This is a genomic window from Lamprobacter modestohalophilus, from assembly GCF_016583905.1.
Classification (GTDB): domain Bacteria; phylum Pseudomonadota; class Gammaproteobacteria; order Chromatiales; family Chromatiaceae; genus Lamprobacter; species Lamprobacter modestohalophilus.
The window spans coordinates 20,059-42,061 of the sequence record NZ_NRRY01000009.1; the positions used below are offsets into that span (position 1 = coordinate 20,059).

Genomic DNA, 22,003 nt, shown 5'->3' on the forward strand with positions numbered 1-22,003 from the left:
GAGGCCACCAGCACAGAGGCCAAACGGTCCTGCCCGGAAAAGCGGGGCTGTCGCAAGCGGTCTCGGCATGCTGTTCTTTGCGCTCCTACTCAGCGTCCTCTGGACACCGCTGGCGCTCGCCGATGGCATCGATGAGCTGAAGTCCTATCTGCGCGGCCTCAACAGCCTGAGCGCCAATTTCCGCCAGATCACCATCAGCGCCGATGGCGGCCAGATGATCGAGTCGACCGGCACCTTCTATCTGTTACGGCCAAACCGTTTCCGCTGGGATTACGAGACGCCCAATGAGCAAGAGATCGTCGCCGATGGCTCGCGCATCTACGTCCACGACAAGGAGCTCAACCAGGTCACTCACAGCAGCCAGAAGAAGATCCTCGATGGCACCCCGGCCCAGCTCCTAGCCAGCGAGCAACCGGTCGAGGACTACTTCACACTAAGCAATATGGATGAAGGCGACGGTCGCACCTGGGTCGAGCTGGTCCCAAAGACCGAAGACACCGAGGTCGTAAAGCTGCGTATCGCCTTTACGGAGGGCCAGCTCGACAACCTACTGATGGAAGACCGCTTCGGCCAGCTCACCCGCTTCATCTTCACCAACCTGAAGCGCAACCCGCAGCTCGACTACGCCATGTTCCGCTTCGAGCGCCCAGCGGGGAGTGATTTCTTGCAGGTGGACTGACCCAACGAACGGAAAGGTTCCACCTGCCCAGCGACCCCGCATCATCCCGAGATCGCAGAGCGGATACCCTTCGCACCTGGGCACCAAGCGCCGCAGTGCTGAGTGCCCTGTGCTAGCCCAACGCAAATGGGACGAGCAGAACCGCTTAAACCTCCAACTGCTCGATGAACTCCGGCAGACGCGCATTCAGCAGGAACCCGACGTCGGTGTGGTAGGCGCTTGCTGGAGCCTGGCCTGCGAGGCCAACTTCTATTCCGACATCAAAGACAGACTGAATCTGATCGCGGAGGCGCCAGCGCCCGCCGCGCAGGGGCTCGTCCAGTGCGGCGGGTTGGCGACAGACCAAACAGAGGCCGAGCCAGTGCTCGGTCGTCGCCAAACGCCACTGCTCGGTGGCGCTTGATCAGCCGAAGTCGTGCTTAACGATCTCGGTCACCCGCCGGCAGATCTCGCGGCCGTAGTCGGTCCACTGACCCTGGCCCCAATAGCGATAGCAGCTGGTCTGTGACGCCATCAGATGGTAGAGCGCGTTGCGATAGTTCGGATCATCGGTCGGCGTATTGGGCTTCAAGACCTTCTCGTGAAAGACTGAGCTAGCCTCCTCCATCGGCCCGAGCACGTTGTCGTAGCCCTTGACCCAGGACAGATCATTGGTCCAGCTGGCACCATCCATGTGGAACTGATGGTCGGACTGCTTCAGCTCGTCGATCACCTTGGCCAGCTTCTCCGGGCCATCGCCGGGCTGCATCTGCTCCCAGATCTTGCCCTGCTGCACCGGGCGGATCTCGGTGAAGTCACTCTCCTTGATCCCCATCGCGAATAGATGCTCGAGGTACTCGCTGCCGTTCATCAACGGCACATCAGAGCCTGAGGCGTTGCGCGCGGCCTCGAAGAACTTGTCCGGGAACTCGTTCATCATCACGCCGCCGTTCTCGCCGTCGGCAATCTGGGTCACCAGCGGCGGCACTTGCTTGCCCGCCAGCTCCCAGCGCTGCAGGCTCTGCGCCTCATACCAAGGCTGCATCTGCGCAACCAGCTTGGTATCCGAGCCCTGGGTCTTGACCAGTGCGATGATGCTGGCGGTCTCGCCCTTGGAGTTGGTGCAGACGAGGCGATGCGGCAGGTGTGGACGCTGCGGATGCCAGCCGTTGTCGGTCTGCTCGACCGAATGCTCCTGCACCAGCACCCATTGAAAACCGCAGTCGTTGAGGGTCTTGACGAATTCGTAGGCGACATCGGGATGGTTCGGCAGCGCCATCTCGGAGGGCGAGAAGCCGCGCACGCGTTCGAGGGCCTCGGTGCCGAACAGTGCCGCGAAATGGTGCTGGAAGGCCTTCACATGCAGCCGGTAGTCCTGCACCGGGGTCGAGGGTGCAACGGCGTGACCCCAGGGCATGCCGAGCCATTCGACGGCCCAGTTGTAATCGGGGTTCATGGTCATGCCTTTGAGGGCGTCGAGGACGTGGTCCTCGCCCATCTGGCGCAGGCCGTAGAGCAGCGTGCCGGAGTATTCGAGCATGACCCGCGGTGATTTGCCCTCATGGATCAGCTGCGGGATGAACTCGCCCATGCGCTTGTAGCACCAGGCGAAGGCCGGCGCATTGTAGTTATCGCCGATGTCCTGGTGGTCCATCATGTACTTGAGGTTGCTGATGATCGCAGCGGTGTGCAGTTCATCACCGCCGGCCGGGATCAGCGGTTGGTGTTGATGCAGCGCGATCGCGCAGGCGGCGCGGATGTTGCCGAAGTCGACCGCGCCTGGGGATTGGCTGAGCGTTTTGTTTTGGCCGGCCTTGATGGCTTGCTCGATGGTGGGTTCTTGGCCGCAGATGTTGGGAAGGCCGTCGATGAGCTCAGGGAGGTCTGCCATGGGTTTGGCTCCTGTTAGGTTGCTGGTTTGAGTGTGCAGTTGCTTGAGGTGGTACGGGGATGGTCTGGTTTTGTGGCTTTCTTGCTGTTTTTCGGCGCTGTTGGTGGTTTTCTAGTGCGCTTTGGCGATCGACGCCCCCGGCAGCCGCCCGAGCCCCTTGCGACGGTGGCACCGGGCTTTGAGCTGGGCGTTTACGCCTGAGGGTTCGCCTCAGGGTTCGCCTCAGCATCGAGCTGGTTGAGGAGATCCTCGGTGACGTCTAGATCGGCCGCCGCGCGATAGCACCAGGCTTCGCCCCAGAAGATGTTGCAGCTGGTTTCAGCGCGGAGCAGATGCCATTGTGCATCTTCCAAACGCTGCGAGAATTCCCTGGGAAGCACATCGATCGCCGATGGCACAGTCGATGGCACAGCCGCAGAAACAACCGCGGAAGCATCCGACTGGCTTGGCGATGTGGTGCTTTCAAAACCCTCCATTGCGGGGATTAGCGTGCTCATTTCCGCGCTTTGTGAGCTTTGTGAGGCTGCGGCAGAGATGCCTAAATCCGCAGCGGCGCCTTGCGGAGACGCCTCTCGAACGCTTGTCTCTTGGACAGCTTCCCGCTCGCCGAGAGCTGCCCGGCCGACCGCTTCAGCCCCCGCGTTGGCGGTCTCGCCAGCGCCATCAGCAGCCACGGCAGCGCTTCGCTCGAGCCAAGCGTGCAACCGCTGACTGACCTCGGCGTAGCGGCTGATCACATCACGCTGGGTCTGCGAGCCGGTCCACTGGGTAAAGCCTTTGCCATGATGCCAGCCGGTATTCCAAGCCCTGGTCGCGACACGCACCTCGCCGTGGGCACCATAGGTGTCCAGATAGTCATGGATGAAGCTCGGGCGCAGATTGGCGTCGCCGGCTCGGATCATGTCGAGCAGCGGTCGGTAGAAAACCGACCAGTAGTTAGAGCCTTCGGTAACATTGCGGAACCAGCCGCCATTCTCGCCGTCGGTGGCCGTCGTCACCAGCGGCGGGAAGTCGCACCAGCGTGTGCGCTCGGCGACCTCGTTGACGAACCAGCCTGGGTCCATCCCGGATTCTTGGGCATCGGAGAGCTCGCGATCGCGCACCACGACGATGATCTCGTCATCGCCATAGCGGGCGATATGCGGCCGGTAGCGCAGCTCCTGCCAGCTCATCGGCGCAAGCGGCTCGACATGCTCGCTGTCGACCAGCACATAGCGATAGCCGAAACGACGCAGCAGCGGAATCAGCTCCATCGAGAAGCCCATCTCGGGCGGCCAGAAGCCGTCGAAGCGCGAGCGCCAGAACAGATGCTGGGCGATGCCCTGCCAGCGGCGCAGGTGCTCAGGGCGGTCGGCGGTCGGAATCAGTGGCAGCACCGGATGATAGTAGCCGGTGCCGAGGATATCGAAGATCTGCTGGTTTTGCAGGAACCAGAGCAGCTTACCGCAGTCAACGATGCCGTAGACACGCGCTTGGAAATCCGGGCTGGAGAGGGTTTCGAGCAGGGTGCCTGAGAGCGACAGGTGCACGCGCGCCAGGTCTTCCTGACCCCATAGACTGCGCGGCATGCGGTCGAGCGCAAACAGGATCTCCTTGGCCTCCCAGGTCTGCTCGTCGAGCAGCTGCTCGAGGTTACCTGGTGGCTGATGAAGGTTCAGGACCAGGGCGTGATGGGCGTGCATCGAGGCGGGGCTCTCCGAGGTGACAGCTTAGGGCAAGATGATAGCGGATTAGGCCATCGCATCATCGTCTGAGATCATGCTCGTCAGAGATCAATCGGGATGGCTGCGGTGCGGTCGCTGACAGACCCTGCCTGGTCACGGACTCGCGCCCTGGTCCAGTCAGACCGCGATGAGCCGGCGACGCAACCGGCGGCTCTTTCGCCAATCCTGCCCAACCGGCTTGATCTAGGCGGCTAACCACGCGACATAGAGGGTCAAGGCCATGACCTTGCGCTGAATGGCCTTATGCTGAGCGCGCGGGCGCTCTGACCAACGCAGCAACCAATGTGAACGCGCTTTGAACGCGCTTTGAACGCACTGTGAACGAACCATGCCGCACGTCATCATCGACCCAGACTCGACGTCGCTCGCCGAGCGCTTTGCGTTGATCAAGGCGCCAAGCAAGCGACGCGCCCGTTTCCCGGAGGGGTGCGTGACCCTCGTCGAGAGCGAGGAGGCGGCGCGAGCCGGCCGTGATCAGACGAAAAAGCTCGAACCCGCGGTGGTCTACGGACCCTCGTCCTCGTCTGAGAGTCAGCGATTATATTACCTGGTCCGTTGGCTCTGACCCTAATGGATAGCAACGATAACGATCAAACGCCCGTACTGGCCGTCGCCGGTCTTGGCAAGTCCTACGCTGAGGGCCACCAACGGCGCACCGTGTTGGCCGACATCGGCTTCGGGGTTGCTCGCGGCGAGTGCATTGCACTGGTCGGCCAGAGCGGCTCTGGGAAATCGACCCTGCTCAACCTGCTGGCCGGCATCGACAAGCCCGATACCGGCGACGTCGAGATCATGGGGCGCAGCGTGGCGGCGATGGGCGAGCCAGAGCTCACGCTGCTGCGACGTGAGCACATCGGCTTTATCTACCAGTTCTTTAATCTCATCCCGACCCTAACGGTGGCCGAGAACATTGGCCTGCCGCTCGAGCTCAATGGCACGCCACCGCGCGAGCGCCGAGGCCAGATCAGCGCCTGGCTCGCAAAGGTCGGGCTCGACGGCCGCGAGGGCGCCTTCCCAGACGAGCTCTCCGGCGGCGAGCAGCAGCGCGTCGCCATCGCCCGCGCCCTCATCCACAACCCAGCACTGGTCCTGGCCGATGAGCCGACCGGCAACCTCGATGCGCGCACCGGTCAAGTGGTGCTCGAGCTGCTCGCCCACCTGTTTCGCGATGAGGGCCGCACCCTGATCCTGGTCACCCATAGCCGCAAGGTCTCAGAGATCACCGATCGCGTGCTCGCGCTCGATAACGGTCGCCTCAGCACCGACACCGAGGCACTGTCATGGTAAATCTCGGACTCCTCCACGACCAACCGACGTCGGTCGAACAGACGCGCGCCAGCGGCCCGCGCAGCAAGCTCGATACGGAGGCAATGCTATGGGAAGCACAGGGGGCAACACTGTGGGCAGCACCGGGAGCAATACCTGGGGCAATGCCATGGGCAACACTGGGAGCAACGCTTAGCGCAATGCAGAGCGCAATGCAGAGCGCACGGCGAAGCCTGGCATGCTGACCAAGTCCCTTCTCAGCGCCAGCCGGCGCTATCTGACGCGCCACCCCTGGCAGACCTGGCTGTCGATCGCCGGCATCGCGCTCGGCGTCGCCGTGGTCATCGCGGTCGACTTGGCCAACGAGAGCGCCAAGCGCGGCTTTCGGCTCTCGGTCGAACAGGTCACTGGCCCCGCCACCCACCAGGTCATCAGCGCCGGCGGCAGTCTCCCAGAAACGCTGTACGCGGAACTGCGCCTAGAGCAGGGCTTGACCCAGGCAACGCCGGTCATCGATGCACCGGTGCGCATCGGCGAGCGCAGCCTGACCTTGCTCGGACTCGACCTGCTCGCCGCCGCCTCGATGCGCCCGGATCTGCGTGCCAGTCTCAATCGAGCCAGCGCGGGCACTGCAGCAGCGCCAGCAAGTCCCGCTGGCTCGCCACCGCGCGCGGCATTGACCGAAGGGCCTATGCATGCCGACGCTGACTCCGATACCGGCAGCCAGACGAGCAGCCAAACCAGCAGCCAAACCAGCAGCCAAGCCGCGACCGAAACCAGCGACGAAACCCTAAGCCAACCGAACAGTAGCGGCGAAACTAGGACCTCGAACGGTCTCGTCGGCCTGCTGCGTCTGCTCCGCGACCCAGCCACCTTGGCGCTGAGTCGCGATGATGCAGCACGCCTCGGGCTCAAGCCGGGAGACACCTTCAAGCTCGATCTGGGCGCCGCAAGCATGCCGATGACCGTCGCTGCCATCCTGCCTGAACAGGCCAACCTTAGCGGACTCGCGATCACCGACATCGCCACCGCCCAGGAGGTGCTCGGCCGACTCGGCGAGATCGAGCGGATCGATCTCATCCTGACCGACGCTGAGGCCGAGCGCGTCGCCGCCGCCCTGCCCGACGGCGTGCGGCTCGAGGCCTCGGCGCAGCGCAGCAACGCCCTCGCCCAGATGACCCGCGCCTTCCACACCAACCTCACCGCGATGAGCCTGCTGGCGATGCTGGTCGGCGCCTTCATCGTCTACAACACCATGACCTTCGCCGTGCTCCAGCGCCGACCGTTGCTCGGCACCCTGCGCATGCTCGGCACCACCCGCAGCCAACTCTTTGCACTCGTGCTGGTGGAGACGCTGGCCCTAGCCCTCGTCGGCGCCCTGCTCGGCGTCTTGCTCGGCATCGCGGTCGGCGCCGGTCTGGTCCAGCTGGTCACCCGCACCATCAACGATATCTACTTCCAGCTTAGTGTCCGCAGCCTGCACCTGGCGCCGCTGTCACTGCTCAAGGGGATTGGCTTGGGTCTCGGGGTGACACTGCTCGCCGCGCTCGGCCCCGCGCTCGAGGCCGCCCGCTCGCAACCGCGCGACGTCATCCGTCGCACTCGCGTCGAAGGCCAAGCCCGACGGCTGTTGCCCTGGCTCGCCGCCAGCGGCGTTCTGCTCATCCTCATCGGGCTTGGCCTCATCGCCCTCTCGGCGCGTTCGATGGGTATCGGTTTCCTCGCCCTGTTCCTGGTGATCGTCGGGACTGCACTGTTGATGCCGCTGGCCGTGCATGGCTTCGCCAGCCTGACCACGCCCCTCTTCGGTCGCCTGTTCGGCACCCAGGGCCGGCTCGCGGCGCGCGGCATCACCGCCTCCATCACGCGATCCGGCCTCGCCGTTGCCGCGCTCGCCGTTGCCGTGTCGGCAACGCTCGGCGTCAGCATCATGATCGGCAGCTTCCGCGCCAGCGTCTCCGACTGGCTCGCCAACACCCTGACCAGCGACATCTACATCTCGGCCGAATCCAGCAGCGGCGCGAGTCGCGGTGGCGACCTGCCCCCCGAGCTGGCTGATCAACTGCTCGCGCTCCCCGCGGTCGAGGCGCTGAGCCAAGGCCGCAGCAACCGCATCGAGACCCGTGACGGCCCCGTCCTCACCCTCGCACTCGAATCCAGCACCGGCCAGCCGCGCGGCTTTCGTTTTCAAGGCCCGACCGCAGCGGATCTCTGGCCAGGCTGGCAGGCCGGAAGGCTCATCCTCATCTCGCAACCGCTTGCCTATCGCCGGCAGCTGCAGGTCGGCGACGACCTCGAGCTGTTCACCACCAGCGGCTGGCAGAGCTTCGAGATCGGCGCCATCTTCCAAGACTACGGCAGTGACAGCGGCACCCTCATCCTGCCCCGCTCCCTCTACGCTGAGAAATGGGATGATCCCGCCGTCTCTTCGTTCGGCATCAGCCTCGCTGACGAGGCCGATGCCGACGCCGTCAGCCAACAGGTCGAGACGCTCCTCGCCCAGCTCGACATCACCACCAGCGTCCAGACCAATCGCGCCATCCGCGAGCTCTCGCTGGATATCTTCGACCAGACCTTCACCATCACCAAGGTCTTGCGGCTGCTCGCCATCGGCGTCGCCTTCGTCGGCATCCTCAGCGCCCTCATGGCCCTCGAGCTAGAGCGCGCCCGCGACTACGCGGTACTGCGCGCCACCGGCATGACCCGCGGCCAGCTGCGCGCGCTCATCCTGATTCAGACCTCGGCCATGGGCCTCGCCGCCGGCCTCTTCGCCATCCCGCTCGGCCTGGCGATGGGCGATCTGCTGATCAGCGTCATCAACCTGCGCTCCTTCGGCTGGACCATGCCCATGCAGGTGCAGCCGCAGACGCTGATCTCGGGGCTTGTGCTCGCCTGGCTTGCGGCCATCTTCGCCGGCATCTACCCGGCCATCCGAGCCGCCAGAGCCGTTCCCGCCCGTGCGCTTCGTGAAGAATAGACGCGCACGCGGAAAGCCCGATAACAGTCTGCACACCAACATGCTTCGATTGACCAGAAAGGTCGTGTATTCTCTACCGGAGCTGAATACCAATGCAGTACTCGGAGGCGAGTGAACGACATGGCTGATGAAAAGACCGTCGTAACCAAGAAGACAAGCGCAAAGGCCGCCGCGGCCGACAACAAGCCGATGCCTAACAGGCCGGGCACCAATAGGCCAGGCGCCAATGGGCCGGTCACCAAGAAGACCAGCAGCAAGAAGACCGCGACCAAGAAAACCGCGGCCGCCAAGACCAGCAGCGCACCCAGCCCCACCGGAGCCGTCAAGAAGACGGTGACCAAGAAGGCGGCTCCCACCGCCTCGCGTCCGAGCCCGGCCGCCCCAGCCACTCCTAGCTCGGCGGCTGCCAAGCCCGCCACTCCACCCGTCACCAAGAAGACGACCAGCAAAAAGGCCAGCCCGAAACCGCGCCAAGAGCGCCCGGTAACCCTGAGCCCGGTGACTGAGGTCAGCGCCGAAGAGCGCTACCGCATGATTCAAGAAGCCGCCTACTACATCGCAGAGAAACGCGGATTCGCACCCGGCAACCATGCCGACGACTGGGCCGCTGCCGAGGCCCAAATCGACGCGCTGCTGAGCACGCGATCCTGAGCCAAGGCACGCCATAGGAGCAGCCACGCCTCGTGCAGCAGCCATGAACTATCTCGCAACCCCGGAGCAGACGAATCCCGACCCGGCCCGCTTTCGCACGCAAGCGATGGAGCGAGGGCTCGAGCGCGAGGATCTTGATGCTGACCCCATTGTTCAGTTCCAGCGTTGGTACCAAGAGACCCTTGCGACCCAGCTCCCGGAGCCCAACGCAATGTCCCTCGCCACGGTCGACAGCGCTGGTCAGCCGAGCCTGCGCACCGTCTTGCTCAAACTGTATGACACGCAGGGATTCATCTTCTTCACCAACTACCACAGTGCTAAGTCCCAGCAGATCGGCGTCAACAACCGGGTCGCCCTGCTGTTTCCTTGGGTTGCGCTGGCGCGGCAGGTCAGCATCCTTGGCACCGCCGAGCGCATTCCGACCAGCGAGTCGCTGCGCTACTTCATGACCCGCGGTCGAGGCAGCCGTATCGGCGCCTGGGCCTCGCCGCAGAGTCAGGTGATTCGCTCACGTTCGCTACTCGAGCAGAAGGTCGCCGAGATCAAGCACCGATACAGCGAAGGCGAGATACCGCTCCCAGACTTCTGGGGCGGTTATCGAGTGATCCCGACGAGCATCGAATTCTGGCAGGGACGCGACAGCCGGCTGCACGATCGCTTCCGCTACCGACGAGAAGCGCCCGAAACCCCCTGGAAAATCGAGCGTCTTGCCCCCTAATCGCGTCGTGCTGCGGCGACATACACGCGAGCGCAATAACGCCAGCCTCAAGCCTTACGCTGCCAACAAGCTAGGCTGAGCGCTAGCAAGCGCAAAAAGTCATCAGGCTTGGTCACCCCGCAGGCTACTCGGTCTTGCCGTTCGTCCAAAACCACCTCCTGCACCACAGCTTCAAGCTTGACACGGCGATATCGTGCGTCGTGGATATCGATCGTTGCTTCTAAAAAGGTCGAGCTTCCTGTGTTGCTGAATCGGCGTCAAGGCCAAGCCGGTGCAGCTGTCGCAGGCAAAGACAGGGTTCACGCAACAAAAAAGGCCGGCTTGAAGCCGGCCTAATTTCTTAATTTGGAGCGGGAAACGAGACTCGAACTCGCGACCCCAACCTTGGCAAGGTTGTGCTCTACCAACTGAGCTATTCCCGCTAGGAGCCGCTTAGAATACCACCGAGAATTTCTTTGTCAAGCACTCAAGGAATCAAAAAACAGCGGGGCCAGATCAACAACCTTGCTGTTCCTGTCTTGTTGCAGTGCGGCATTGGCCTTAGCATCAAGCACATCATCGAGTACTGATCAACCGTCGCCAATCCTCAGGAGCACAACATGGCCGTCCAAGCCGTTCGAGAATCTATTCAGGGGCATCCGTTCAACGATGTCCTGAACGAACTCCATGCCCACACCCTCACCGGCGTACCCGGCGAGTCCGATCCGTTCACCTTGAGCGAACTCGAGCGCGAGTATATCGCCTACGCACTGGCCATCTACTATCAGTGCGATCACTGCCAAAAATATCACGGCCGTGTCGTCGACCGTCTGCGCGAGCTATCGGGAGCCAGCCACTGGGACTGGCGCGCCGAGTTTGTGCGCATCAGCCTGTTCCTGCGCACCAGCCGCTTCAACGTCTCGCAGCTCGAGTGGGATGGATGGATCGATTCTTGGCGGCGTTTCGCCGGGCGCCTGCATGCACGCCAACCGGGTCTCGCTTGCTGCATCGCCTATGCCGTCGGCATTGCACGCGCCGACGAGCACTTGATGGATCTCTCGTTTGAATCGCTGGGCAGGCTGTACGCGACCGACGAGAACCTACTCGGGGCCATCCGCGACATCGATCGCCTGGTGGTCTTCATGAAGGCCGCGACCTCGAAGAACCGAACTGACCCCATCGTTCGTCGCCAACTCTCGGCGCGCGGTATCCGCGTCTAGACACAGAGGCCGCTCGCAGGGCCTTGGCCTTGCGAGCGGATTCATATGTAAGGTTATATCGATATCCAGCCCCAGCACACGATAGTCGACCTCACTAAAACGCAACATCAGCGGCAGATCGACATAGCCTAGCCCAAGGATGCCGATCAGAGCCCCGCGGCTGTTGAGGCGATCAATAAGCTCCCTGTTTCCCCTCTCCCCCGAATAGACATCAGGGTCATTGATCGTACTTGTGCAGGATATCTTTCTTCGCGCGCTTGTATTCTTGAGCGCTGATCAGGCCCTGCTCATAGCTGGCATTCAGGTCCATCAACTCTTGACCCATCGTGGTGCTGGTCGCGCTGACGTTTGTCTTGGCGCCGCCCCCGCCACATGCTGCGAGGCTCAATGTCAGCAAGATGCAGATCGCACAGCGGCGAATAACAGTCGTAGGCATCGCTCGGGCTCCTAATCGGTTTCCAATCGAGTTGTTCCCTCGGTAGCAACGAGCGCATCGACAATACGCCGTTGCTCGACCTCGGTCAGATGCGGATGCATCGGCAGACTCATGATCTGCTCAGCAGTGGCCGCAGCAACCGGTGTGCACTCCGGGCAGCAGAGATGCGCATACGCTGGCTGCTGATTCATCGGCATCGGATAGTGCACGGCCGTCGGCACGCCCGCCGCTTTGAGTTTCGCTTGAACGTCATCGCGGTGCTGGACCCGCAGACTGTATTGGGCGAAGACGCTGGTGCGATCTGGCGCTGGCCAGGGCAGCACGGTGATCGCCTCGGCGGTCGCGGCTTTCCTGCCTGTGAAAACCTGGCCTGGGCCTGTTGCCTCGTGGGCTTTATCGTCGGTTTTCCCGCCAGTTTTCTTCTGGATCAGCGCATGATAGCGGCGCGCGACGGCTTGGCGTTGGGCGATGTCTTGCTCGAAGCGCTCGAGGTTGGCGAGCACGACCGCGCATTGCAGGCTATCCATGCGCCCGCCGATGCCGATGCGCCCATGGATGTAGCGCGCGCTCTGGCCATGCACACGGATCTCGCGGCAGGCTTGCGCGAGGGCATCGTCGCTGGTGAAGATGGCACCGCCATCGCCGTAGCCACCAAGCGGCTTGCTGGGGAAGAAGCTGGTGCAGCCGATGGTGCTCAGGTTGCCGCTCTTGTGGCCTTTGTATTCCGCGCCAAAGCTCTGGGCCGCGTCTTCGATGACCGGCAGGTGGCCATGGCGGGCGGCGATGGCGTTGATCTCATCCATATCCGCCGGTTGCCCGTAGAGACTCACGGGCATGATGGCCTTGGTGTTGTCGCTGATCTTGGCTTCGATCAGTGCGGCGTTGATGTTACAGGTCCCCGGCTCGATGTCGACGAAGACCGGCGTCGCGCCCACCAGCACGATCACCTCAACCGTCGCGACGAAGGTGAACGGCGTTGTAATCACCTCATCGCCCGGCCCAATGCCCAGCGCCATCAGGCTGATCAGCAGCGCATCGGTGCCGCTGGCCGCGGTGATGCAATGCTGCGCGCCGGTATAGGCCGCCAGGCGCTGCTCCAGCTCAGTCACCTCGGGGCCCAAGATGTATTGACCGTGATGAAGGACGCGGTGGATACCTTGCTCCAACTGCGGACGCAGGGCGTCCTGCTGGGTCTTCAGATCGATAAAACCCATGCCGGTCTGAGTGGCTGGTTGCTGGCAGAAAGCCTCGGGCGAAACACAGCGGTCGCGATGGTCTTTCAGAAGCACCTCATCGCGCGTGAGTAACTTGATCGAGCCGGGCGCAAATCGGTCGAGCGCGTGAAGCAGTTGCTCATCCTCTGGATCGGGACTGTCGAAAACGGGCCCTTCCCCCGCGAGCGCGGCCAGCCAGTGCTTGTCTTCCGCAAAGACCTTTAGAAGGGATTTTGATTGATGTGCAAGCTGCTTGGCAGACAGCGGCTTCGCTGCGGGCGACCGGGCTCGCTGCAGTGCTCGTCTGACCACATAATCGAGCGTCTGCACGCTGCCGGCATAGAGCCAAAGCCGACCGCCCTCGGCCAGACACTTGGCGATGGCCAGATCGACCGATTCACACCATGGCTTTCGTCCGACACAGCTATCGACTGCGACATTCACATCCAACAGCAAGTCCATCACTCAGCGGTCCTCTCGCAACGCTAGGGCTTCGAGACGCTCGCATTGCTTGTCACTCATCGCGGGCAGCTCATCGTCTGGTGGCGGTGGCGCGTTGCGAATGGCGTCGAGCATTTCGCGCTTGGCTCTGGCGTGCGCGACAACCTCAGATGGCAGGTTGCCGGCGAGCCCCCCAGTGCTCACCTCAGTGCGAATCGCCGCGTCAATCGCTTCGTCAGGCACCTCGACGACCACCCGCAACGGGTCTTGCTTGAGCCTCAACGGCGTCAGAAATTCGAGTCTGCCTTGGCGATAGATGGCTTCAACTTGCATGATGGTCAGCGTCAATCCTGGTCTGTTCCGGTTCTTGCCTGATGATCAGCGCAAATGGTGTTCTGTTCCGGTTTTTGCTGGTTTTTGATCAGTCGGCATACTGGTCTTTCTCGGTATTGGTGAGACTCGGCCAGGCCGCGCGCAGGTAGAGGATCATCGACCAGAGCGTGAGGAGCGCGGCGATGTAGAGCAAGACCACGGCGGGCCAGTAGATCGGTATGCCGAGGAACGGGCTGCCGAGGATGAGCAAGACGATCGAGATCATCTGCAGCGTGGTCTTCACCTTACCGGCCATCGACACCTTGACCTTGGCCCGGGCGCCGATCTCGGCCATCCACTCACGCAGCGCGGAGACGGTGATCTCTCGGCCAATGATGACGGCGGCAGGCAGCACAAACAGGATGCTGGCCTCGGCCTGCACCAAGAGCACCAGGGCGACGGCCACCATCAGCTTATCGGCAACGGGGTCTAGGAAGGCACCGAGCGGCGAGGTCTGGCTCCAGCGCCGCGCGAGGTAGCCATCGAGCCAATCGGTGATGGCAGCAACCGTGAAGATCAGCGCGCAGACCAGGCGCGCCCAGGGCACCGGCAGATAGAACACCACCACGAACACCGGGATCAGCGCGATCCGCAGCAGCGTCAGGATGTTCGGAATGTTCCACAGGCTGGTGTTTTGGCTCACAGACTTCACCGCTAGGCTGACTCGCTGATGCACAGAACAACCGATCTTGCTTGACTCACAGCCATTTGTCGCCGCGATTTATCGATTGACCGGCCGCACATGACTGTATTGGTAGGACGCGACCGATTGGTAGGATGTGATCGATTGGCAGCAATCGATTACCGCTGCGCCATCAAGGCAGCCAACTTCTCCGCAGTTGGCTGCTCGATCACCCCACGCTCAGTGACGATCACATCGACCAACTCGGCCGGCGTGACATCGAACACCGGGTTATGCGCGCCCACGGCCTCGGGGCCGACACGAGTTCCGCCACAACTGAGCACCTCATCGGCGGCCCGCTCCTCGATCGGGATGTCGGCACCGCGCGCGACGCTCAGATCGATGGTCGAGGTCGGTGCGGCCACCATGAAGCGCACACCGTGATAGCGGGCCAGCACGGCGAGCCCATAGGTGCCGATCTTATTGCAGACATCACCGTTGGCGGCAATGCGATCGGAGCCGACGATGACCCAGCCGATCCCACCGCGCGCCATCAGGCTCGCGGCGACGTTGTCCGCCTGCACCGTCACCGGGATGCCGGATTGGTCAAGCTCCCAGGCCGTCAGCCGCGAGCCCTGCAGCCACGGGCGGGTCTCGTCAGCGTAGACGCGTCCGAGCTTGCCCGCGGCATAGGCACTGCGCACCACGCCGAGCGCGGTGCCATAGCCGCCAGTGGCCAGGGCGCCAGCGTTGCAATGGGTGATGACGTCGGTGGGGCCCTCGATCAGCGCCGCACCCAGGTCGCCCATCGCCTGATTCGCCGCGACGTCTTCGCGATGAATACGCAGCGCTTCGATCAACAGCGCCGGCACCGGATCGAGCTGGTCGAGCTGATCGAGCAGCTCACGCATGCGCTCAAGTGCCCAGAACAGATTGATGGCGGTAGGCCGCGCCGCAGCGAGCACCTTCAGATCCTGGTCAACGCCGGGACGCCAGTCGGCCGGGCTGCGCTGGAAATGATCGCGCACCGAGAGCACCACCCCGTAGGCGGCCGTCACCCCGATCGCGGGCGCACCCCGCACCACCATGTCTTTGATTGCACGGGCGGTTTCGGCGGCATTCTCGCAGACTACGAACCGCGTTTCGGCAGGCAGTGCGCGTTGGTCGAGCAGGAACAGCTGGTCCTCATGCCAGACGATGGCGTTGTCTGGATGGGCAACCAGTGCATGCGGCTTCATCGTTTGGGACGGTATAGCTTGGGGCGTTTTAGCTTGGGACGTTTCCATGACGCGATCCCTTGTGGCAAAGTTCTCGTGCATTCTTGGCCTTTTTGGCCCTTCGCTCAAGTGGCAACATGCCGAGGACCCCTTCATGCAAGCCGAGCTCCTGATTCATGCCGACTGGATTCTGCCAGTGGATGCGGCGGATAGCACACTGGAGCGGCATAGCCTCTGTATCGATCGCGGGCGCATCAGCGCACTCCTGCCGCGCAGCGAGGCGGAGCAACAGATCGAAGCCAAGCGCGTGCTCGAGCTACCCGGCCATGCCCTCATCCCCGGCCTGATCAACGCCCACACCCACGCTGCCATGACGCTGTTGCGCGGTCTCGCCGACGATCTGCCGCTGATGACCTGGCTGCATGAGCACATCTGGCCCGCCGAGGGTCGCTGGGTGGATACCGAATTCGTCGCCGATGGCACCCGGCTCGCGGTGCTGGAGATGCTGCGCGGCGGAATCACCTGTTTCAACGACATGTATTTCTACCCCGAGGTTACGGCGCGGATCACCGCCGAGGCCGGGATGCGCGTGCTGGCCGGGATGATCGTGGTCGACTTGCCCACCCGCTATGCGCAGGACGCCGATGAGTATTTGCGACGCGGCCTCGAGCTATATGAGCAATACCACGACCACCCACTGGCACGCATCGCGTTCGCGCCGCATTCGACCTATGCGGTCTCAGAGGAGCCGCTCGCGCGCATCCGCACCCTGAGCGATGAGCTTGAGGTGCAGGTGCACATGCATCTGCATGAGACACGCGATGAGGTGATGCAATCGCTCGGCACGCACGGCGAGCGGCCGCTGGCGCGACTGGATCGCCTCGGCCTCCTGGGGCCGCAGCTGATTGCCGTGCACATGACGCAGCTCGAGGACGAAGAGATCGCCCGCGTGGCCGCGAGCGGCGCGCATGTGGTGCACTGCCCCGAATCGAATCTGAAGCTGGCAAGTGGCTTCTGCCGGGTCGCGGACCTTTTGGATGCGGGCGTGAATGTCGCCCTCGGCACCGACGGCGCAGCCAGCAACAACGACCTCAATCTGCTCGCGGAGATGCGAACGGCAGCGCTGCTGGCGAAAGGGGTCGCCGGTTCTGCTGCTGCGGTACCCGCCGAAACCGCCTTACGCATGGCCACCCTGAACGGTGCCAAGGCGCTCGGGATCGACGACGAGACCGGCTCGCTGGAGGTGGGCAAGGCGGCGGATATGGTCGCGGTCGACCTTGGCAACCCACATACGCAACCGCTCTACCATGCCTGCTCACAAATGGTCTACGCCGCCAGCAGCAACCAGGTCCAGCACGTCTGGATCGCGGGCCGCCAGCTGATCCGCGACGGCGAGCCCCTGACCCTAGAGCCGGACAACATCCTCACCGCCGCCCAACGCTGGCGCGATCGCATCGCGGAGCACAGCAGCTAGGGCGATTGCCGGAAAAGCTCGCCCCGAACCATGAGTAATCCAAATCATTCACTCTTCTGGATGGCAGTCTACCTGGCGCTGGTCGGCGCCTTGGTCGCCGTTCTCTTCGTGCCGCTCCAAGACGCCTTTCTCGCCAACTGGGGCTTCAATAGCCTGATCCTCGGTGTACTCGCGATCGGCCTCATCATCAACCTGCAGCAGGTCTTGGCACTGCATCCCGAGATCGCCTGGATCAGGCATTTCCGCACCGGCAATATCGAACTGCTGGAAGAACATCCGCGGCTGATGAAACCGTTGGCCCGCCATCTGCACGGGCGGCGCAAGGATCGCTTCCGGCTCTCGGCGCTGTCGCTGCGCACCGTCCTCGACGGCATCCGCTCGCGACTCGACGAGTCGCGCGAGATCTCACGCTATGTGATCGGGCTGCTGATCTTCCTCGGTCTACTCGGCACCTTCTGGGGCTTGCTGGATACCGTCGGCTCGGTCGGCCAAGTCATCGCCGGGCTAGATGTCTCCGGCGGCGCCGTCGACGAGGTCTTCGCCACCCTGAAGACCGGACTCGAAGCACCGCTGGCCGGCATGGGCACCGCCTTCAGCTCCTCGCTGTTCGGGCTCGGCGGCTCGCTGATCCTCGGCTTCCTAGACCTACAAGCCGGACACGCGCAGAATCGCTTCTTCAACGACCTCGAAGAATGGCTCTCCGGCCTCACCCAGCTGATCGACGAGCCCGAGATGGGCGGTGCCGCTTCCCGCCCACAATCACGCGTGGTCGAAACGAGCACCGCAAGCCTAGCAACAACCAACACCGACACAGCCGCCCTACTCGACGAACTCCGCGCCCAGCGGCAAGTCCTCGAAGCCCTACTCCTCGCCCAGACTGGCTCACGAGCGCCAGCTCCCGATGCGACCGCAGGGGTGACCGCCACCCACAAGCGCTGACCCAACTCACCACTCACCACTCACCACTAACCACTAACCACTAACCACTAACCACTAACCACTCACCACTCACCACTCACCACTCAAAACCCAGTGTTCACCGGAATCCGCCGCAGCTCCCGCACCGTCAACGTCTGGCCAGGCTATGTCGACGCGCTCTCGGCGTTATTGATGGTGGTGATCTTCGTGCTACTGATCTTCACGCTGGCGCAGTTCCTGCTCCGCCAGGTGGTCTCGGATCAGGAATTCGCACTGGATCTGCTCAGCAACCGTCTCGCTGAGGTCAGCGAGGCCCTAGGCCTCAGCGAAGAGCGCGCCGAGGCGCTGAACGCACAGGTGGCCCTGTTCTCGGAGCAGCTAGCCGAGGTCACCGACGAGCGCGACAGCCTGGCCGCGGCCCGCGATCAGGACCAGCTGCGTCTGCTGGCGCTGGATGCGCTGGTCGCTTCGCAGCAAGAGGCGCTCGCGCAAGAACAGGAATTGACCGCCGAGCAGCGCGATCAGGTCGCCCTGCTCAATCTGCAGATCGCCGCCTTGCGCACCCAGCTGCAGGAGGTCGCCGGGGCCTTAGCGGCTGCCGAGCGCGACAAAGCCGAGCAGGCCGAGGAGATCACCGATCTCGGCGAGCGCCTGAACCTAGCGCTCGCGCGACAGGTCAACGAACTCGAGCGCTACCGCTCGGAGTTCTTCGGTCGCGTGAAGGAGGCGCTGGGCGAGACTCCCGATGTGCGCATCACCGGGGATCGCTTCGTGTTCCAGTCCGAGCTGCTGTTCCCGTCCGGCGAAGCAGCTCTGAATCCGGCCGGTCGCGCGCAGCTCGAGCAGCTTGCCGAGACCTTGCTCGAGGTGGCCAAGCTGATCCCCGACGAGATCGACTGGGTGCTGCGCATCGACGGCCACACCGACCCGCAGCCGCTGCGCGAGGGACACCGCTACGCCTCGAACTGGGAGCTCTCGACCGCGCGCGCGCTGTCGGTGGTCGAGTTCCTCGCCAGCCGTGGCCTACCGCCCGAGCGCATGGTCGCGGCCGGCTTCGGCGAGCATCGCCCCGCCGTTGTCGGCGATGATGCCACGGCCTATCGACGCAACCGGCGTATCGAGATCAAGCTCACCAGTCCTTGACCAGAAGCCGCGCGCTCACCTTGGGTGTCGATCACCTGAAGTTGTCGAGCGGCATCGCGTTGAACGGATGGTCGAGCGGGCTCAGTCGGCGAGCAGCCATGCTTTGAGCGGATGGGCGAGCATGCTCAATCGCCTAGCAGCAGCGTCTTAGCAGCATTGATCTGGGCTGCCAGATAATCAGAGCCGCCACGATCCGGATGCAGCTTTTGCATCAGGCGACGATGCGCGGCGCGAATCTGCTCAGGCTCGGGCTCGGCCCCGCCGCCCGCGTCAAGACCAAGAATGGCTAAGGCATCGTCGCGCGTCATGCCCTGCCCGCCCGAGCCGGACGCCTTGCGCCCATCGCGAGCATCCCCATTCCAATCCGCACCGCCCTCGGCAGCCTGCTCACGCCAATCTGGGTGCTCGCGCTCCAAATAGGCCGTCAGCACCGCCGCTGACTGCTCATCGTTGTCCTGATAGAGCTCGAGCATGCGCAACAGTTGGTCGAGGACCAGCTCAGAGAGCTGCCGGCCCTGGAACGGACCTTCGCGCACCTCGCCATCCATCGCGCCGCTCTCGTGATCGAGGCTCATCGCCAGATAGCGGGTGCGGATGGCGGAGCGCTGTTCGCTCTTGCCGCCGGCGCCTGCCGCGCCACCGAGACCGCCGCCAAGTCCACCACCGAGTCCGCCACTCGGGATACTGCCCGCTAGGCCACTGAGCCCAAGCGAGCGCAGCAGCCGTTGCAGCATCGGCAGCATGTGCAGCAGATTGAGGATGCGAAAGCCGACTGGAATCGCCGCGGCCAGCGCCGCAAAGATCGGGTTCAGGCGCCCGCTGAGGGTGGCGATCACGAGCAGCCCAATGCCACCCCAGAGCGCGACGCGGCGCAGCACCCGCGCAACCTGCGTCGCTGGTGTGCGGCTAAACCAGTAGAGACCCCCTAACAGACCGCCAATGACGATCAGCAGGATCAGCAGCCGCGCCATTGCTCAGACTCCACCATCATCATTTACTGCCTCTCAGCTGCTGGGTCAGTCGCAGTACATCACCGCCGCGCCGGCGACCAAAGTCAGCCAGCGCCTTGCGGCCGCCAGCGGCATAGACCGCCACCGCACTGAGAAGGTCCTTCAGTGTGCCTGGGCTCGAGGCGTCGAACGGACACCAGGCGCCACCACTGAGGCGCGCAATCTCCTTTAACGCACGCTCGGCGGTCGGGTCGCGCCCTTCTTGGAACACGAAGGCTGGCACACCAAGCAGGCCGAGCTGACCCGCCAACCCGGCCAGGCTATCAAGCGGCTCTTCGACGCAATCACCGACGAAGACCAACGCATTGACGCGCTTGCGCTCGGTTTCAGCGATGGCGTGATCCAGCACGCGACCGATCTGGGTGATGCCAGCCGCGCAGCGCACCGACGTCATCCGTGGCAAGAGCTGATCGGCACGACTGCACCAAGGCGAGGCGTGCAGCTCCTGAAACCCCCGGTAATGGACCAGCTGCACGTCCAGCCCACCCAAGTCGTTCGTCTCCTGGAACATCGCCGCCTGCAAACTGGCGGCCTGATCCCAGCTCGGCTCGCGGCTCGCGGTCGCGTCCATTGAAAAGATCAGCCGCCCGCGCGAACCCGACGGCGCTCGCTTGGGCACCGCCGCCACATGCGCCAGGAAGGCATCAACCTCGTTCCGGTTCGACGTCGTTTCTAGGTCTGTTCGCGAGCGTTTCATCGTCCTCAGCTGTTCGGTGAGATTGAGTTAGATTGAGGGTCAATTGGGGGTAAATCGACGGTCAATGGGTCGGACATCAGGGCTCATCGCCCTCGGTGACGATCTGCAGCTGCGAATGCACGAGCGTCCGATGCACCGGGCAGCGATCGGCGATCTCCAGCAGCAGCGCACGTTCCTGCTCGCTGAGCGCTCCGACCAGCGTGATCCGCTGCACTATCTGCTGCGGACCCTGCCGAGCGCCCTCTGCGGCCGGACGCTCCTGATGCCGAAGCCGCACCTCAATATCATCAAGTGCCAGACGTTTCCGGCTCGCCACCATGCGCAGCGTCATCGAGGTACAGGCCCCTAAGGCCATCAGCAGCAGCTCATACGGGTTTGGCCCCAGATCCGTGCCGCCGGCCGACTCCGGCTCGTCCGCCAGCAACTGATGCCGCGCCGCATAGAGCCCACGCAGAAAGGACTGGTCGCGCTCGGTCACCAGCACCTCGCCGGGCTCCACGGCGGGTGCAGTGCCACCGCCGGCCTCCTCATGATGGCGATGCAGCCCCAGATAACGGCTCGCCCAGGCCACCAGCGTCTCAGCGACGTATTCGGAATCCTCCCGATCGGTCAACAGATGGTCGGCCCGATCGAGCGAGATGAAGCTCTTCGGATGCAGCGCCGCGTGGTAGATCTTTGCCGCTTCCTCAACCTCAACGATCTCATCGACGGGCGAATGGAACACCAACAGCGGGCGCTTCAGCCGGCGGATATGCTCCGCATCGGCATACTGCTTGAGGTCGTCGAGGAACTGGCGACGGATGCGAAACCGGCGTCGACCCACCCGCACCTCGGCCTCGCCGGTCGACTCCATCTCGCCGCGCACACCGCTGAACAGGTGCTCGATATGATCCGGCGTCGCCGGCGCGGCGATCGTCACCACCGCCTCGACCGACGGCAGGCGCCCCGCCGCGGCGAGCACGGCGGCGCCGCCCAGACTATGGCCGATGAGCAGCGCTGGCGACGAGTATTCAGCCTCAAGCGCCGCCGCGGCGGCGAGCAGATCCTGGACATTCGACGAAAAACTGGTGTTGGCGAAGTCGCCATCGCTATTGCCGAGACCAGTGAAATCGAAACGCAGCACCGCGATGCCGCGCGCCGCCAGGGCACGGGCGATCCGGGTTGCCGCCGCGAGATCCTTACCGCAGGTGAAGCAATGCGCAAACAACGCATAGCGCTGCGTCTCGACGCCCGCTGGCGGCGTCTCCAGCAGTCCCGCGAGCCGGTGGTCCTCGGGGTTCTTAAAATCGAACCGGATGCGTGCCATAGCCTTGCCTCGTACTCAAATCAGGGGCGGAACAGATGACGGAACAGATGGCCCTGGACGTTCATCTGC

Annotated in this window: 21 protein-coding genes and 1 tRNA gene; 11 read left to right on the forward strand and 11 right to left on the reverse strand. The window is 63.6% G+C overall.

The genetic code is table 11. The annotated features are described in order from the left end of the window. Positions 1–67 precede the first annotated feature (67 nt). Positions 68–679 (forward strand): outer membrane lipoprotein periplasmic chaperone LolA, encoded by a 612-nt coding sequence (gene lolA / locus CKO42_RS07575; RefSeq protein ID WP_200241411.1) that lies wholly within the window; start codon positions 68–70, stop codon positions 677–679. Between the two features lie 109 nt (positions 680–788). Then, positions 789–1,082, forward strand: coding sequence for a hypothetical protein (locus CKO42_RS07580; protein ID WP_200241415.1), 294 nt, complete (start codon positions 789–791; stop codon positions 1,080–1,082). Here the strand turns inward: CKO42_RS07580 and CKO42_RS07585 are convergent, their stop codons facing one another. Further along, the gene (locus tag CKO42_RS07585) at positions 1,083–2,549 is read right to left on the reverse strand and encodes a glycosyl hydrolase family 57 (protein WP_200241418.1); all 1,467 of its coding nucleotides are present in this window, start codon (positions 2,547–2,549) and stop codon (positions 1,083–1,085) included. A 191-nt stretch (positions 2,550–2,740) separates the two neighbouring features. Continuing rightward, positions 2,741–4,231 (reverse strand): polysaccharide deacetylase family protein, encoded by a 1,491-nt coding sequence (locus tag CKO42_RS07590; protein ID WP_242479203.1) that lies wholly within the window; start codon positions 4,229–4,231, stop codon positions 2,741–2,743. A 370-nt stretch (positions 4,232–4,601) separates the two neighbouring features. Here CKO42_RS07590 and CKO42_RS07595 point away from each other — a divergent pair, with 370 nt between their 5' ends. The 5 genes from CKO42_RS07595 (at position 4,602) to pdxH (ending at position 9,885) form a co-directional block, all read left to right on the forward strand. Next, positions 4,602–4,838, forward strand: coding sequence for a hypothetical protein (locus CKO42_RS07595; protein ID WP_200241420.1), 237 nt, complete (start codon positions 4,602–4,604; stop codon positions 4,836–4,838). A 5-nt stretch (positions 4,839–4,843) separates the two neighbouring features. Beyond that, positions 4,844–5,560: an ABC transporter ATP-binding protein gene (locus tag CKO42_RS07600; protein WP_200241423.1), complete on the forward strand. Its 717-nt coding sequence runs from the start codon at positions 4,844–4,846 to the stop codon at positions 5,558–5,560. A gap of 217 nt (positions 5,561–5,777) precedes the next feature. Next, a complete protein-coding gene (locus CKO42_RS27910) occupies positions 5,778–8,516 on the forward strand; it encodes an ABC transporter permease (protein ID WP_274608891.1) in 2,739 nt (912 codons plus the stop codon). A gap of 120 nt (positions 8,517–8,636) precedes the next feature. Beyond that, entirely contained in the window at positions 8,637–9,167 is a 531-nt protein-coding gene (locus CKO42_RS07610) for a DUF2934 domain-containing protein (RefSeq protein ID WP_200241430.1), read from the forward strand. Between the two features lie 43 nt (positions 9,168–9,210). After that, entirely contained in the window at positions 9,211–9,885 is a 675-nt protein-coding gene (gene pdxH, locus CKO42_RS07615) for a pyridoxamine 5'-phosphate oxidase (RefSeq protein WP_200241433.1), read from the forward strand. Positions 9,886–10,231: 346 nt separating this feature from the next. Here pdxH and CKO42_RS07620 read toward each other — a convergent pair. Further along, positions 10,232–10,307 (reverse strand) — tRNA-Gly (locus CKO42_RS07620). Positions 10,308–10,484: 177 nt separating this feature from the next. Here CKO42_RS07620 and CKO42_RS07625 point away from each other — a divergent pair. Continuing rightward, positions 10,485–11,084: a hypothetical protein gene (locus tag CKO42_RS07625; protein WP_200241436.1), complete on the forward strand. Its 600-nt coding sequence runs from the start codon at positions 10,485–10,487 to the stop codon at positions 11,082–11,084. 217 nt (positions 11,085–11,301) lie between these two features. Here the strand turns inward: CKO42_RS07625 and CKO42_RS07630 are convergent, their stop codons facing one another. From CKO42_RS07630 to mtnA, 5 genes are all read right to left on the reverse strand, one after another. Next, on the reverse strand, positions 11,302–11,520 hold the full coding sequence (locus CKO42_RS07630) for an SHOCT domain-containing protein (protein ID WP_200241439.1): 219 nt from the start codon (positions 11,518–11,520) through the stop codon (positions 11,302–11,304). 11 nt (positions 11,521–11,531) lie between these two features. Further along, complete coding sequence (locus CKO42_RS07635) at positions 11,532–13,196, reverse strand: DegT/DnrJ/EryC1/StrS family aminotransferase (protein WP_274608892.1); 1,665 nt, start codon at positions 13,194–13,196, stop codon at positions 11,532–11,534. A 3-nt stretch (positions 13,197–13,199) separates the two neighbouring features. Then, the gene (locus CKO42_RS07640; RefSeq protein ID WP_200241442.1) at positions 13,200–13,508 is read right to left on the reverse strand and encodes a hypothetical protein; all 309 of its coding nucleotides are present in this window, start codon (positions 13,506–13,508) and stop codon (positions 13,200–13,202) included. A gap of 88 nt (positions 13,509–13,596) precedes the next feature. Continuing rightward, the gene (pgsA, locus tag CKO42_RS07645) at positions 13,597–14,172 is read right to left on the reverse strand and encodes a CDP-diacylglycerol--glycerol-3-phosphate 3-phosphatidyltransferase (RefSeq protein ID WP_200241807.1); all 576 of its coding nucleotides are present in this window, start codon (positions 14,170–14,172) and stop codon (positions 13,597–13,599) included. 176 nt (positions 14,173–14,348) lie between these two features. After that, complete coding sequence (mtnA, locus tag CKO42_RS07650; RefSeq protein ID WP_200241444.1) at positions 14,349–15,407, reverse strand: S-methyl-5-thioribose-1-phosphate isomerase; 1,059 nt, start codon at positions 15,405–15,407, stop codon at positions 14,349–14,351. Positions 15,408–15,540: 133 nt separating this feature from the next. On the opposite strand from mtnA, the gene CKO42_RS07655 reads away from it, so the two are divergent. The 3 genes from CKO42_RS07655 (at position 15,541) to CKO42_RS07665 (ending at position 18,921) form a co-directional block, all read left to right on the forward strand. Beyond that, a complete protein-coding gene (locus tag CKO42_RS07655; RefSeq protein WP_200241447.1) occupies positions 15,541–16,860 on the forward strand; it encodes a TRZ/ATZ family hydrolase in 1,320 nt (439 codons plus the stop codon). 30 nt (positions 16,861–16,890) lie between these two features. Next, the gene (locus CKO42_RS07660; RefSeq protein ID WP_242479204.1) at positions 16,891–17,799 is read left to right on the forward strand and encodes a flagellar motor protein MotA; all 909 of its coding nucleotides are present in this window, start codon (positions 16,891–16,893) and stop codon (positions 17,797–17,799) included. A gap of 93 nt (positions 17,800–17,892) precedes the next feature. Continuing rightward, the gene (locus CKO42_RS07665; RefSeq protein WP_200241450.1) at positions 17,893–18,921 is read left to right on the forward strand and encodes a peptidoglycan -binding protein; all 1,029 of its coding nucleotides are present in this window, start codon (positions 17,893–17,895) and stop codon (positions 18,919–18,921) included. A 125-nt stretch (positions 18,922–19,046) separates the two neighbouring features. Here CKO42_RS07665 and CKO42_RS07670 read toward each other — a convergent pair whose 3' ends face one another. From CKO42_RS07670 to CKO42_RS07680, 3 genes are all read right to left on the reverse strand, one after another. Beyond that, entirely contained in the window at positions 19,047–19,892 is an 846-nt protein-coding gene (locus CKO42_RS07670; RefSeq protein ID WP_200241453.1) for a J domain-containing protein, read from the reverse strand. 19 nt (positions 19,893–19,911) lie between these two features. Beyond that, positions 19,912–20,628 carry a VWA domain-containing protein gene (locus CKO42_RS07675; protein ID WP_200241456.1) on the reverse strand — a complete coding sequence of 239 codons (717 nt, stop codon included), beginning with the start codon at positions 20,626–20,628 and terminating at the stop codon, positions 19,912–19,914. A gap of 76 nt (positions 20,629–20,704) precedes the next feature. Beyond that, positions 20,705–21,934, reverse strand: a complete 1,230-nt coding sequence (locus CKO42_RS07680; protein WP_200241459.1) for a bifunctional alpha/beta hydrolase/OsmC family protein — start codon at positions 21,932–21,934, stop codon at positions 20,705–20,707. Positions 21,935–22,003: the final 69 nt, after the last annotated feature.

Coding starts and splice junctions, on each gene's coding strand:
- pdxH (WP_200241433.1), top strand. CDS start 9,211: ATGAACTATCTCGCAACCCCGGAGCAGACGAATCCCGACCCGGCCCGC.
- lolA (WP_200241411.1), top strand. CDS start 68: ATGCTGTTCTTTGCGCTCCTACTCAGCGTCCTCTGGACACCGCTGGCG.
- CKO42_RS07675 (WP_200241456.1), bottom strand. CDS start 20,628: ATGAAACGCTCGCGAACAGACCTAGAAACGACGTCGAACCGGAACGAG.
- CKO42_RS07635 (WP_274608892.1), bottom strand. CDS start 13,196: ATGGACTTGCTGTTGGATGTGAATGTCGCAGTCGATAGCTGTGTCGGA.
- CKO42_RS07625 (WP_200241436.1), top strand. CDS start 10,485: ATGGCCGTCCAAGCCGTTCGAGAATCTATTCAGGGGCATCCGTTCAAC.
- mtnA (WP_200241444.1), bottom strand. CDS start 15,407: ATGAAGCCGCATGCACTGGTTGCCCATCCAGACAACGCCATCGTCTGG.
- CKO42_RS07680 (WP_200241459.1), bottom strand. CDS start 21,934: ATGGCACGCATCCGGTTCGATTTTAAGAACCCCGAGGACCACCGGCTC.
- CKO42_RS07630 (WP_200241439.1), bottom strand. CDS start 11,520: ATGCCTACGACTGTTATTCGCCGCTGTGCGATCTGCATCTTGCTGACA.
- CKO42_RS07590 (WP_242479203.1), bottom strand. CDS start 4,231: ATGCACGCCCATCACGCCCTGGTCCTGAACCTTCATCAGCCACCAGGT.
- CKO42_RS27910 (WP_274608891.1), top strand. CDS start 5,778: ATGCTGACCAAGTCCCTTCTCAGCGCCAGCCGGCGCTATCTGACGCGC.
- CKO42_RS07595 (WP_200241420.1), top strand. CDS start 4,602: ATGCCGCACGTCATCATCGACCCAGACTCGACGTCGCTCGCCGAGCGC.
- CKO42_RS07655 (WP_200241447.1), top strand. CDS start 15,541: ATGCAAGCCGAGCTCCTGATTCATGCCGACTGGATTCTGCCAGTGGAT.
- CKO42_RS07670 (WP_200241453.1), bottom strand. CDS start 19,892: ATGGCGCGGCTGCTGATCCTGCTGATCGTCATTGGCGGTCTGTTAGGG.
- CKO42_RS07600 (WP_200241423.1), top strand. CDS start 4,844: ATGGATAGCAACGATAACGATCAAACGCCCGTACTGGCCGTCGCCGGT.
- CKO42_RS07660 (WP_242479204.1), top strand. CDS start 16,891: ATGAGTAATCCAAATCATTCACTCTTCTGGATGGCAGTCTACCTGGCG.
- CKO42_RS07610 (WP_200241430.1), top strand. CDS start 8,637: ATGGCTGATGAAAAGACCGTCGTAACCAAGAAGACAAGCGCAAAGGCC.
- CKO42_RS07585 (WP_200241418.1), bottom strand. CDS start 2,549: ATGGCAGACCTCCCTGAGCTCATCGACGGCCTTCCCAACATCTGCGGC.
- CKO42_RS07640 (WP_200241442.1), bottom strand. CDS start 13,508: ATGCAAGTTGAAGCCATCTATCGCCAAGGCAGACTCGAATTTCTGACG.